Annotated in this window: 9 protein-coding genes, 2 tRNA genes and 1 rRNA gene; 2 read left to right on the plus strand and 10 right to left on the minus strand. The window is 50.2% G+C overall.

What is annotated here, in order from left to right; all coding sequences use genetic code 11:
- Positions 1–2: 2 nt before the first annotated feature.
- The 3 genes from GJ688_RS18255 to GJ688_RS18265 all read right to left on the minus strand — a co-directional run bounded on the left by GJ688_RS18255 (position 3) and on the right by GJ688_RS18265 (position 1,719).
- Positions 3–75 (minus strand) — tRNA-Glu (locus GJ688_RS18255).
- Between the two features lie 8 nt (positions 76–83).
- Positions 84–159: transfer RNA gene (locus GJ688_RS18260), tRNA-Lys, on the minus strand.
- A gap of 276 nt (positions 160–435) precedes the next feature.
- Positions 436–1,719 carry an adenylosuccinate synthase gene (locus GJ688_RS18265; protein ID WP_155477953.1) on the minus strand — a complete coding sequence of 428 codons (1,284 nt, stop codon included), beginning with the start codon at positions 1,717–1,719 and terminating at the stop codon, positions 436–438.
- A gap of 284 nt (positions 1,720–2,003) precedes the next feature.
- On the opposite strand from GJ688_RS18265, the gene GJ688_RS18270 reads away from it, so the two are divergent.
- Positions 2,004–2,582, plus strand: a complete 579-nt coding sequence (locus GJ688_RS18270; protein ID WP_155477954.1) for a beta-class carbonic anhydrase — start codon at positions 2,004–2,006, stop codon at positions 2,580–2,582.
- 247 nt (positions 2,583–2,829) lie between these two features.
- Here GJ688_RS18270 and GJ688_RS18275 read toward each other — a convergent pair whose 3' ends face one another.
- Positions 2,830–3,351, minus strand: coding sequence for a type 1 glutamine amidotransferase domain-containing protein (locus tag GJ688_RS18275; protein ID WP_155477955.1), 522 nt, complete (start codon positions 3,349–3,351; stop codon positions 2,830–2,832).
- A 222-nt stretch (positions 3,352–3,573) separates the two neighbouring features.
- Between GJ688_RS18275 and GJ688_RS18280 the strand changes: the two genes are divergently transcribed.
- Positions 3,574–4,713, plus strand: coding sequence for an acyltransferase family protein (locus tag GJ688_RS18280; protein WP_170292144.1), 1,140 nt, complete (start codon positions 3,574–3,576; stop codon positions 4,711–4,713).
- Between the two features lie 304 nt (positions 4,714–5,017).
- On the opposite strand, the gene dnaB is transcribed toward GJ688_RS18280, so the two are convergent.
- From dnaB to GJ688_RS18310, 6 genes are all read right to left on the minus strand, one after another.
- Positions 5,018–6,349 carry a replicative DNA helicase gene (gene dnaB / locus GJ688_RS18285; protein WP_155477957.1) on the minus strand — a complete coding sequence of 444 codons (1,332 nt, stop codon included), beginning with the start codon at positions 6,347–6,349 and terminating at the stop codon, positions 5,018–5,020.
- A gap of 197 nt (positions 6,350–6,546) precedes the next feature.
- Positions 6,547–8,583 (minus strand): Lon family ATP-dependent protease, encoded by a 2,037-nt coding sequence (gene lonC, locus GJ688_RS18290; RefSeq protein ID WP_155477958.1) that lies wholly within the window; start codon positions 8,581–8,583, stop codon positions 6,547–6,549.
- 117 nt (positions 8,584–8,700) lie between these two features.
- Entirely contained in the window at positions 8,701–9,147 is a 447-nt protein-coding gene (gene rplI / locus GJ688_RS18295; RefSeq protein ID WP_155477959.1) for a 50S ribosomal protein L9, read from the minus strand.
- Positions 9,148–9,185: 38 nt separating this feature from the next.
- Positions 9,186–11,183, minus strand: coding sequence for a DHH family phosphoesterase (locus GJ688_RS18300; protein ID WP_155477960.1), 1,998 nt, complete (start codon positions 11,181–11,183; stop codon positions 9,186–9,188).
- A 22-nt stretch (positions 11,184–11,205) separates the two neighbouring features.
- Complete coding sequence (locus GJ688_RS18305; protein ID WP_155477961.1) at positions 11,206–12,177, minus strand: YybS family protein; 972 nt, start codon at positions 12,175–12,177, stop codon at positions 11,206–11,208.
- A 283-nt stretch (positions 12,178–12,460) separates the two neighbouring features.
- A 23S ribosomal RNA gene (locus tag GJ688_RS18310) occupies positions 12,461–12,563 on the minus strand; the annotation flags it as partial.

Genomic DNA, 12,563 nt, shown 5'->3' on the forward strand with positions numbered 1-12,563 from the left:
GGTGACCCGTAGGGGATTCGAACCCCTGTAACCGCCGTGAAAGGGCGGTGTCTTAGACCGCTTGACCAACGGGCCATATTACATGGTGATCCATGCTGGACTCGAACCAGCGACACCCTGATTAAAAGTCAGGTGCTCTACCAACTGAGCTAATGGATCAGTTCATTCTGCCTTACGTTCGCTTGCTTGTCTAACGAGCGCCTGACACGATTTGTAGTATACAAAAACATGTATTACGTGTCAATGCATTTTTTCTAAATTATTTTGGGATCTATGTAACCGGTTCCAAGAAACAGAGAATGCAGCAATCCCTTAACGGAATGCTGCATTCATACTACAAGGTTAGAGCTCCAATGGTATCCGCAATATCAATCGTACAGGGCGACTACTTTTGAGTGGTTGCAGTGTACTTTTACTATATTTAACAAACCCCGATTAATAAGCCGATTCAAGGACGATCGTCTGCTCCCGGTCCGGGCCAACAGCCAAAATAGAGGCCGGGCAGCCGCAGAGTTCTTCCAGACGTTTTACATAGTTCCGGGCTTTCTCAGGCAGTTCTTCGAGAGAGCGGCAACCGGTCGTGTTCGTCATCCAGCCGGGCATTTCTTCATAGACAGGCTCGCAATCGGCCAGTTTCTTCAAGCTGTCCGGGAAATGTTGAATTACTTCACCTTGATATTTATAGCCGACACAGATTTTCACGGTCGGAAGTTCATCTAATACATCCAGTTTCGTGATGGCCATGGAAGTCAGCCCGCTGACCCGAACGGAGAAGCAAAGGATAACGGCATCAAACCAACCGCAACGGCGAGGACGGCCTGTAGTCGTACCGAATTCATGACCGGCTTTGCGAATTTGTTCGCCCACTTCGTCATTGAGTTCCGTCGGGAAGGGTCCTTCACCGACACGGGTCGTGTAGGCCTTGACCACACCGATAACTTTGTTGATCGTCGTCGGACCCACACCAGCGCCAGTACAGGCTTCCCCGGCGATGGGATGGGACGAGGTGACAAAGGGGTAGGTTCCGTGGTCAATATCGAGCAGCGTGCCCTGGGCACCTTCAAAGAGCACATTCTTGCCGGCGAGACGAGCTTCTTCGATAAGTACGGACGTATCTGTCACATATTTACGCAGTTGATCTGCGTAGGCCTGGTATTCTGTGAAAATTTCTTCAACATCGACCCCAGAAGTACCATAGACCTTTTCGAAGAGAATGTTTTTCGCGGCCACATTCTGAGTCAGTTTTTCCCGGAATTCTTCCGGATCCATCAGATCGATCATGCGGATGCCGACGCGGGCGAACTTGTCCACGTAGCAAGGACCAATCCCCCGCTTGGTGGTGCCGATTTTGGCGTTGCCTCTGCTCTCTTCTTCCACTTCATCGAGCTTCCGGTGGTAGGGCATGATTACATGAGCCCGACTGGATATGCGCAAATTATCGGTGGAGATGCCCATGCTTTCCAGGTAGTTCAATTCTTTCAGCAAGACACCGGGATCGACGACGACTCCATTGCCGATAATGCAGATCTTGTCTCCGTAGAGGATCCCTGAGGGAATGAGGTGGAGTTTGTACTCCTTCCCCTCGACCATGACGGTATGTCCTGCGTTGTTGCCCCCCTGATAGCGTACCACCAGGTCGGCGTTCTGGGCCAGATAGTCGGTGATTTTGCCTTTCCCTTCGTCGCCCCACTGGGCGCCAACAACTACGACCGATGACATACTGGTACCCCCACTTCGTAAAAATATCCCCATTCCTCTGGGTTAAGCATACAGTAAAAAAACCTTGCCCAAGGCAAGGATAGCCCTATCTATGTTATCAAAACAAGACCTCCAAGTCAATAATAACCATCTTACGGCGAAAAAAGGAATTCCCCTCTAAAGCGCGAATTAGTCAAAAAGACCATTAGGCGACACATTTTAATCATTTTCATCATCTACTTCGTCTTCATTCTCTATGCAATAGTCGTTATATGTTGGTAGTTTTCCTTCAAGGAGTGGTATCAATGAATCGACTCGAACAAGTCCTTGCCGCTAACAAAGCTTTTGTCCAGCGACTTCCTAAGGAGTTTCAACAAAGCACAGAAGATTACGTGGGCAAAACACCGAGCCGGGGACTGGCTATTTTCACCTGTATGGACACTCGTCTCGTCGATTTTCTAGAACCGGCCATGGGTATCCGGCGAGGGGAAGCTAAGGTCATTAAGAATGCCGGCAACTCGGTGACGGGGCCTTTCGAGGCGACCATCCGCAGTCTTGTCGTGGGCATCTTCGAGTTGAATGTAGAAGAAGTCATGGTCATCGGCCATCTCGACTGCGGTGTGGCCAACAGTACTGCCGAAGGCCTCAAGCAAAAAATGCTTGCCCGCGGCATCTCTCCTGAAGCCTTACACATGGTGGAATATGAACTGGAGTCCTGGCTGGACCGGTTCCATCAACCCTGTGAAAACGTGAAGGAAGTCGTAAGCAAAATCCGAAATAATCCGCTCATCCCCAAAGATGTGCCGATTCACGGCCTTATGTTTAATCCTTATACCGGCGAAATCGAAGTGCTTGTCAACGGGTATGAGTATATCAAGAGTTAAAAATACTCGTCGAATGAGATTAAAAAAGTCGCCTTCCAACCTGGGTTTTCCCTGGTGGAAAAGGCGACTTTTTCTTTCACACATTATATGCTACCGTACACAATCTACCGCAAAAGGTCGATAACCAGTTTTTCAATGGTACCCTTGCTGGTTCACTAGATATCTTCGGGAATGATGAATATCGGGAGTGATGAACATCGCCGAAGCCTTCCGTAAGGCTTCTAAGCCACCCACTTTTTGTAGAAAATTAGCTTTTTAAGACCGATAGGAACGCTTGCATATACTCGGGCAAATCCGGCGGACGGCGAGAAGACACGAGATGTCCGTCGATCACGGCCGGCACGTCCAACCAAGTGGCTCCGGCATTTTCCATGTCATCTCGAATGCCGGGGGTACTGGTGACCTTTTTACCTTGTAAAATCTTCGCCGAAATCAAGACCCAGCCGGCATGACAAATCTGCCCGATGGGCTTTTTCTGTTCATCCATGGAGCGGACGATTGCCAATACGGCCGGAAAACGGCGCAGTTTGTCCGGAGCCCAGCCACCGGGTACGAGCAACGCATCATACTCATCGGCATTCACGTCATTAAAAGAAACATCGGACAAGGCCGGCACACCATATTTGCCGATATATTTCTCATTCGCCTTTTCCCCGGCTAGGTGAACGGTCAGTCCGGCTTCCCGCAAACGGAGCACCGGATACCATAGTTCTAAATCTTCAAAATCGTGGTCGATCAACTGCAATACCTTACGCGGTTTTTCATCCATTCCCTTTTCCTCTCCATTCTAAAACAAATCTAAAAACAAACTTCAGCAACCTTATCGTCAACGGGTCGTCTACCTCGTCGTGGTTGGCCTATTTCCTATTGTAATTGAGTACACAATTATTTGCACTATTGTGAACGCGCTATTTTTCATTTATTATGGGAAGAGGTCTTACCTTTTTTCAATATATGTAAGAATTTTACCAGATATGAGGAGGGAATACCTTTGCGACCTTTTCGAGAACGGCTCTATTTCATCGATAACTTGCGTGTGTTTGTCATCTTCTTTGTCATCTTGCTCCATACGGCCATGTCCTATATGGTCTACGCTCCGGAGTGGTGGTATGTGGTCGATGAGCAACGGAATCTGTTCTTCGACCTTTTTGTCTTGTTGACAGACGTGTTCATCATGCCGACCATGTTCTTCTCAGCCGGTTACTTTGTGCTCCCCACGCTGATCGGAAAAGGCCCGCTCCATTTTTGGTCGGACAAAATTCGACGGATCTTTTTGCCCTGGATTTTCGGTGTCCTCTTTTTGGCTCCTTTTATATCATACATGATCATCTTCAGCCGGTCTGATACGCCGCCCGACTACTTGAGCTTTTGGTTCGGCCCTTTTTGGGGCCCCTACTTCCAACATGCCCACTACTGGTTCTTAGGAGTTCTCAGTCTATTCTTCTTGCTGCTCACCTTGGCTTATCTGGTGATGCCGGGATCCTTCGAAAAAGGCGATAGAACATATCCGTCCCCGCTGCTGTTTATCGTCTTTCTTATTCTGACGACGGGGGCCTTTTTTGTAGGAAATCTCTTTTACCACGCCGATGCGTGGGTCAACGTGCATTACCTATTTCTCTTACAGCCGACACGCATCGGTATTTACGTCTGTTATTTCCTTTTGGGTGCCTACGCCTGGAGACGCTGGTGGTTTACCTCCTCCGGTTACCAACCGTCGCCGCTCGGTTGGAGCGTAGCTGCCGTCGTCAGCGGTATTGTCTTCCTAGGTTATCGCCTCTCCTTTACGAATGCTACTGATATCTTGCCTAAAGCGGGACTCGGATTTCTCCATGCTGCCTTTTGCATGACCATGTTTTTTGCCTGCTTGGCTCTTTTTCAACAGTTTGTCAACAGTGATGCTTACCTCTGGCGACGTTTGGCGGCAAACTCCTACGGAATCTATTATTTTCATATGCCTGTCCTGTTGCCGCTGGTCTACCTGATGAAACCAATCGCTATCCCTATCGGTCTGAAGTTTGGCCTCCTTTCTGTAGCCACTTTTCTGATCTGTTTCGTCTGTCTTGAGTGCGTACATAAGATTCGCCAGCTCTTTCCCTCGCAAAAGCAACGTTTATACAGCTCCGTCCGCTAGACTTTTTTCATTACTCTCCGTAGGGATTTATTCCGAAATGTGATGTGAATATGCCGACCATGCATGTGGACAACTGCCAACTGCTGAAAATGGTCTTGTGAACCGGATGAAGACTTCTGTGTATAGATTGTGGATAAGCCGTGGATAATTAGTCCCATCAAACGTTCCTGAACCGTTCGATCACAAGCTATGACGAGAATAGTTGTTCATAAAAAATAGTTTTTCATAAACAACAGAAAGGGTTGGTGCCAGTAACGGCCCAACCCTTTTTCTGTGGATAACTTTTTTCATACAACCGTATCGGTTACCGGTAATCGCGGTTTACGAACTTCGTAAACTCTTTCAAGAAGCCCAGTTCAATCGATCCGACGGGGCCGTTCCGGTGCTTGGCGATGATGATTTCGGCGATGCCTTTTTTCTCCGTTTCGGGCATGTAGTATTCTTCCCGGTAGATGAACATGACCATGTCGGCGTCCTGCTCCAAGGCACCTGATTCGCGCAAGTGGCTCAAGTTCGGCTTTTTATCGGTCGTCTGTTCTACAGAACGGGAGAGCTGGGAAAGTCCCACGACCGGAACATTGAGCTCCCGGGCTAAGGCTTTTAAGGATCGAGAGATTTCTGAGATTTCTTGCTGCCGGTTCTCGGAGCGCTTCCCGGCACCCTGCATGAGTTGTATGTAATCGATGATGATCAAACCGAGTCCTTTTTCCGTCTTCAACCGCCGGCACTTGGCCCGCATCTCCATGACGGTGATACCGGCCGTGTCATCGATGTAAATGGGCGCGTCTGAAAGGGGCGTGATGGCTCGGGTCAGCGTATCCCAATCCTGTTCACTCAAGTCCCCTGTCCGCAGTCGCTGCTGGTCGATGAGAGCTTCTGACGCCAACATCCGCTGGACCAGCTGTTCCCGCGACATTTCCAGGCTGAAGACGGCAACGGGGACTTTATCTCGAACGGCTGCGTTTTGGGCGATGTTTAAGCAAAAGGCTGTTTTCCCCATGGCTGGACGGGCGGCAACGATAACCATATCGGAGGGCTGTAGTCCCGATGTCATCCGGTCCAACTCCCGGAAGTGGGTCGCCACGCCGGTGACCTCACTTTTACGACTGTAGAGGTGTTCGATATGGTCTAGTGTGTTGACGAGGACTTCCCGCAGCGAAACCATCCCGTCACGAGTTTGACGCTGGGCGATTTCTAGAAAGGCCTGTTCCGCTTCATCGAGGATCTGATCGACTTCATCGGTCGCATCATAGCCTTTTTGGGTGATCTTCGTGGAGGCACGGATGACTTGGCGAAGGAGCGATTTTTCCGACACGATGCGGCTGTAGTGTTCCACGTTGGCCGCTGTCGGTACGACGTTTCCTAATTCGATCAGATAGGGAATGCTCCCAACCCGCTCGAGATTGCCAGTCTGCCGCAGTTCCTCCGTCAAGGTGATCAGATCGACCGGTTCCCCTCGCTGAGATAAGGTGAGCAAGGTCCGAAAGATGATCTGGTGGGCTTCTTTATAAAAGTCTTCCGGTTTTAAGAGTTCTGTCGCTTTATAGACGGCATCCCCATCGAGAAGCATGGAGCCGAGTACAGACTGCTCCGCTTCGATGTTCTGGGGGGGCAAACGATCAAACAGGCTGCTCATGGCACCTCCGCATCTCCCTCCGCATGTAGAAGACAGGAAACCCGGGTCCAGGAGACCCGGGTCAGGACGCTATCTCTATTGTGCAATGAGACAAGAAATCCGTCAATCCAGCGGATTTATTGTTGAAGAATGGAAAATCGATACGAATCTGACGATCAACGATAGACTAAGAAGCTGCTTTCGCGAAATCCCCTGATTCAAGAGGCGTTGCCGATTCGTTCACTGTTCTTGTTCGACGACGGACTGTTCGCTCCAGCCTGAATCAGTTCCTTTGCTTCCATGATGGTTCGTACGGTGATGACTTCAATCCCATGAAGACCGGAAGGAATATCTTTTTCGTTCTCTTTCGGCAAGATGACCCGGCGGATGCCTGCCTGGCGGGCGCCGTAGATTTTTTCAAAGATGCCGCCGACCGCTTTGGCTTGTCCCCGTAAAGAGATTTCGCCGGTGATCGCGACATCCTGCCAGAGAGGGATCTCCATGACGGCTGAGTACATGGCGAGGAAAATGGCCATACCTGCGGAAGGACCATCAATATTGCCACCACCGACGACGTTCACATGGATATCGTAATCGGCTAGTTCTTTGCCGGTAAGCTGGCGGAACACAGAGGCCGCGTTGAAGACAGAGTCTTTTGCCATGCTTCCGGCCGTATCGTTAAAGCGGATGCTGCCTTTGCCTTCATTGGACGCCGGGAAGGCGACCGCTTCGATCTCGATCACCGATCCCACAAATCCGGTCACACCGAGGCCGAATACCCGGCCCACTTCCGCTTTATGTTCACCTTTTTGAATCACGTAGGGACTGAGCCGAGCTGTTCGCAACACTTCCAGCACATCGTCCCGGGTGACATGGATTGAAATGGAGGAATCGTCTTCTTTCGGAGTATTCAGGCTCTCTTGCGTGGCAGCAACTTCTGCAGCACTCTTACGGGTAAGCTCATCTTGACAGTACAAAGCCAATCCATAAGCATCCGCTAAGATATTCACCGCTTTACGGCCTTCAATGGTATATTCGGCGATGATCTCGGCTACATCGGGATCCAGGGTCACGCTGAGTTTCCGGCCGGCGTTTTCGATGATCGCTTGAATGTCGACTGGTGTGAGCGGTTCGAAGAAAATTTCGGCACAGCGGGAACGCAGAGCCGGGTTGATGTCAGCAGGAGAGCGGGTTGTCGCCCCGACGAGGATAAAATCGGCTGGTGCTCCCTCTTCGAAGATTTTTTTGATCCATTGGGGGACATTGGGATCATGGGGATCATAATAAGCCGATTCAAAGGAGACCCGTTTATCTTCGAGTACCTTTAAGAGCTTGTTGAGCAGCATGGGATCCATTTCGCCGATTTCATCGATAAAAAGGACACCGCTGTGGGCGTCGCTGACGAGGCCGAGCTTCGGTTCAGGGATGCCTGTATCAGCCAGGTCCCGGCGGGCTCCTTGGTAGATGGGGTCATGGACCGATCCAAGGAGCGGATTGGTCACCTCCCTCGGATCCCAACGCAGGGTGGTGCCGTCCACTTCCACAAATGGCGCATCACTTTTGAAAGGGCTGACCGTTCGTTCCTTAGCCGCCGAGAAGGCTAATCGGGCCGCTGTTGTTTTACCGACGCCAGGAGGACCGTAACAGAGGATATGCTGCGGATAGGGGGAAGCCAGCTTGGACAAGATGGCTTGAATCGCCCGTTCCTGCCCGACCACTTCCGATATCTTCTGTGGACGCAGCACTTCCATGGCTGAACGGGACAGGCGGTTGGCGTTCATCTTCTCCAAGATGGCCAAGCGCTTTAAGGTCTGGGCGTTTTCCGGTCCGCCGTTTTCCTTGATCACCTGCATCTTGATTTCACGCATGTATTCTTCGTGTCGCTCTTGCATCTTGTCGGCCACAAGCTTTTCGAGCTTGTCTTCAACGGAACGGCGGGCGATGATGCTAGCAATTTCTTCTTCTACGTCTTGAAGGATATCGGGGATGTCCTTCATCGTCGGCGCTTTTTGGGGTAAGGGGCCTGTCAAGACGAGCTTTTGGAGAGCCCAGACACGCTCTTCTAACTGGGTGGATCGCATCTGTGTCAATATCTCCAGCTTACTGGCCCGCAAGACAAGCTTGTCTGCACCATAAATGTCTGACAACATGCCAAACAAGGCATCCACTTGACGTTCCAGCATCTCTTCTTCTGACTTCTTCCCCATTAGGCGGGATAGCCTGTTCAGCGCCAGAGTGTCCATAATTTTTTTCATCTACTCTGTTGTTTCTCCTTCCCGCGAAAAAAAACCCCCGTTACCGGGGTGAATCGTCGTCACGCACTATTGCCGATACGAGACAGACGAGCAGGTTTCAATAGTACGTCAAGATAGTTATTCGTTGATGACCTCCACTTTAAGTTCCGCCGAAACGGAGGGGTGAATTTTAACGGTGATGGTGTAATGGCCCAGCGACTTGATGGGCTGTTTCAGCTCGTATTTGCGTTTATCTACTTTCAAACCATGCTGTTTTTCCATGGCCTCAGCAATTTCCTTGTTGGTTACAGCTCCGAAGAGTTTGCCGCCTTCACCGCACTTCGTCTTAACGGTAACAGTCAGGCCGCTCATCTTGGCCCCCAGCTCTTTGGCTTCTTGCAGTTCTTGCTCTTTTTTCTTCGCTTCGTTCGCTTTGAGCCGCTCTAAGTTTTTGATGTTAGCCGAAGTAGCCTCTACACCCAGAGCCCGAGGAAGGATGAAGTTTCGGTAGTAGCCGTCAGCCACATTGACCAGATCGCCTTTTTTTCCATGTCCTTTTACATCGGCATTTAAGATGATTTTCATGGAAACGTCCTCCTTATATCACTTGTACATATTCACAGTTAAGATTCTTTTGAAGTTGCCTGTTTGTTGCGCTGCAGATAATCAGAAATGACGATCAACAATTTTTCTTTGGCTTCCTGTGGGGTAAGGTCGCTCAACTGAGCACCGGCGATGGTGAGATGGCCCCCACCACCCATGCTTTCCAAAATCGCATGAACATTGACCTCCCCATGGGATCGAGCGGAAATGGCTGTTCCTTGCACATATGGTCTGAGGACAAAGGAAGCTTGAATCCCTTCTGTATCTAACAATATATCGGCAGCCTGAGCTGAAATGACGGCAGAACGGGGTACGTTTTCTTCCTGCATGCCGATCGCGATGGTCCCAAAGTGAATTTCCGCGTTTTGAATGATGGCGGCACGGCGGACCACCGTATCCATCGGATCTCGCAAAATTTCTTGGACCAGTTGCGGATCTGCCCCAGAACGGCGCAGATAAGAAGCGGCCTCAAAGGTTCGGGCGCCGGTCATGAATACAAAATGTTTGGTATCGACAGTAATCCCCGCCAACAGCGCCGATGCAGCGATTCGGCCCAGTTCTACATCATCGCCTAAGTATTGCAAGATCTCCGCTACAAGTTCACAAGTCGAGGAGGCATAAGCCTCTAAATAAACGAGACTTGTTTTCTCGATAAATTCTTCTCCCCGGCGGTGATGGTCGATGACGACCACATTCTTCGCCTCATCGAGAATGCTCTTATCGGGAAGCAGAGAAGGTTTATGGGTGTCGACGATGATCACTAGGGTCCGCTCGGTCACAAGAACATGGGCATCTTGTAAAGGTACGATGATTCGCTCCAGATCGCTGTTGCTGCGGACAATGTCCATGAGCCGGTCGATAGCTCCACCTCGGGCATCTAAGACAATCGATACCGGTTTGTCCAATTTCAATACGGCTTGCGATAAGCCGATGGCCGAGCCTGCCGTATCCAAGTCGGCAAAGGCATGACCGATGATGACGACATTTTCAGCGTTTTGAATTAAATTCCGGAGAGATTTGGCGATGACCCGAGTTCGTACACGAGTGCGCTTTTCTACGGCCTCCGTATTTCCTCCGTAAAAATGCACCCGGTCGGCCGATTTGACGACCACTTGGTCGCCTCCCCGTTCCAAGGCTAAGTCGACGCCCGTACGGGCTAGGCGTCCCAAATCGAGCATCGATTCTTCTCCGGCTCCTAATCCGATGCTCAAGGTTACCGGGAGGCGGTTCCCCTGGTCAATGGAACGGATCCGATCCAAGATTTCGAAATTATGAGCCTGACAAAGGCGCAAACCGATGCCATTGATCAGCAATACATAGCGATCTTCGCCAATTTTGCGCAGAAAACCTTCCAGTCCCATGGCCCATTCGCTGAGAAGCTTATCCACTTCAGCAATGACTGCCGATTTGTCTTCGTCTTCTAGTGGGGCGATCGCTTCGTCAAAGTTATCGATGATGCAGATGCCGATGACCGGTCCCTCTTCCCGACTGGATCGTTGTTCGTAATCGGTCACGTCATCAAAAATGAGCAAGCGCCGGCCCTCTTCCGGACCTTGTCGCAAGGTCACTTTGATCTGTCGATCCCGGATGACCAGCCGAGATGAGACCATTTCGCTAAAAGCAGAGTTCTTTTTAAAGTGCAATTCTGGTAGATGACTACGTATTTTACCCTTGAAGCGGTAGCCTGCCCTTCCCAGCATGCGAGCAAACTCCGGGTTGTGCCAGACCATGATACCGCCTGAATCGATCAACACGATGCCGAGCGGAAGATGGGTAAGCAAATCCGATTCTGCAGAGTCCAACTGCTCCTCCAGTTGGGTGACTTTCTGTTCCGCCTGGAGGCGGGAACGATAGTAGTACTCTATGGCAACAAAAAGTACCGCCATCAACAGGACCGTCACCAGTCCAGCCAACCATCGATGGATCGATGATAAGAGCGTGACGAGGAGACCCGCCGTCAGCACAGCCGGGAGCGTCATAAGCCAGAAGGACAGGCGTTTTTTCACTTCGGGAAGCATCGCTCTTCCCCCACTCAGCGCTTTAGGCGCTCGTAAATTTGTCCATCTTTGACCGGTAATCAAAAATCAGGTCAAAGAGGCCGAATACCATGATCAGGACGAGAATGTGTTGTAAATAAAGAAGTATGGTCACCGCGAGAACAAACAGTAGAAAAGGGGACAGTGTAAATTTGTCTAAGGCATAGGAAATAACGGAAAAGCCGAGGACAAGCAGGATCGGCATAATAACATAGAGAACGTTGATTCCCAGCAAGTATAACCAGGAGATGCCCCAGTAATCACCGGCCAAAGCAGCGGCTAGCCCCACGTTAACAACCCAGACGGTCTCCCAAGGAAGGCGCCACTCACGAAAGGCTGGCAGAGTCGTTACTGGCAGTTGCAATCGTTTTAAGATCAGTCTCGCCAGGAATAGATTGGTGGAAGCCGCCAGTAAAGAGGCCATCACGACTAGACTCGGCAGTGTGTTTCGAAACATTTGAATCCAACTGTTGAACTGGTTGCGTAACGCTTCCTCAGTGATTCCTTGCTCCGCATAGAGTTCAAGTAAACCTGCCGAACGATAGGACTCGATGGCATAGTTGACGGCATTGCCTAACTCCTGCTGAAAGGATTCCGGCGTCAAACCGGCCAAGAGCATGAGGACATAAAATACGCTGATCGTTGAAATCAACACCACAAAAGTACCAAGCCCAACCGATTTAAAGGTAGACCAGGAATGGCGGAAAGCAATACCGTAGAGAATAGCTAACCCGCCAAAATGCAGCGCCATAATGATCGCTGCTGGCAGTCCGGCAAAAAGGGCAATGAGTACTGTGGCTGCGCCCAGGCACATGATGCCGATTTTCCATCCATGCCGGACGATGGCCACTACGATGGGAATGGTCCATACCAAGTTTGTGATTAAGGATAAGGGAACAATATAGATCCCCAGGAGAGCGAGCACTGCTGTCAACGCCGAAAGCATGGCCCCTTCCATTAATCCTCGAATTGGCATGTAATCACCTCAAATTAGATTAATTCGGGGATGAGCAGTGATTTTCCTTCCCCGTTCCGTGTAAAAAAGGGGAGCAATGATGCTCCCCTTCCTTTTGCTGAGTAATCAGGCTTATTTTTCCCATCCATGATTCCTTTACGCATTGTTAACTGATTTATGTTGAACTATTCTATTGCATCCTTAAGTTATCGTCGAATTTTATCCCTCATAACAAAAATCCATGGCCTTCGCCATGGATTTTATTGTTCCTTGAAAACCACACAAAGGAAATCAACTCACGCATAAGGTCAAGTCCTCGACCGATTCGTACCCGTCGACTGAACGCCTCACGGCGTGTACATCTCGGGCCGATCGACCAGGTCATCTTCCTGGGGTCTTACCTACTT

This window comes from Heliobacterium mobile (assembly GCF_009720735.1).
GTDB classification, from domain to species: domain Bacteria; phylum Bacillota; class Desulfitobacteriia; order Heliobacteriales; family Heliobacteriaceae; genus Heliobacterium; species Heliobacterium mobile.

Coding starts and splice junctions, on each gene's coding strand:
- GJ688_RS18270 (WP_155477954.1), top strand. CDS start 2,004: ATGAATCGACTCGAACAAGTCCTTGCCGCTAACAAAGCTTTTGTCCAG.
- rplI (WP_155477959.1), bottom strand. CDS start 9,147: ATGAAAATCATCTTAAATGCCGATGTAAAAGGACATGGAAAAAAAGGC.
- GJ688_RS18305 (WP_155477961.1), bottom strand. CDS start 12,177: ATGCCAATTCGAGGATTAATGGAAGGGGCCATGCTTTCGGCGTTGACA.
- lonC (WP_155477958.1), bottom strand. CDS start 8,583: ATGAAAAAAATTATGGACACTCTGGCGCTGAACAGGCTATCCCGCCTA.
- GJ688_RS18300 (WP_155477960.1), bottom strand. CDS start 11,183: ATGCTTCCCGAAGTGAAAAAACGCCTGTCCTTCTGGCTTATGACGCTC.
- GJ688_RS18275 (WP_155477955.1), bottom strand. CDS start 3,351: ATGGATGAAAAACCGCGTAAGGTATTGCAGTTGATCGACCACGATTTT.
- GJ688_RS18265 (WP_155477953.1), bottom strand. CDS start 1,719: ATGTCATCGGTCGTAGTTGTTGGCGCCCAGTGGGGCGACGAAGGGAAA.
- dnaB (WP_155477957.1), bottom strand. CDS start 6,349: ATGAGCAGCCTGTTTGATCGTTTGCCCCCCCAGAACATCGAAGCGGAG.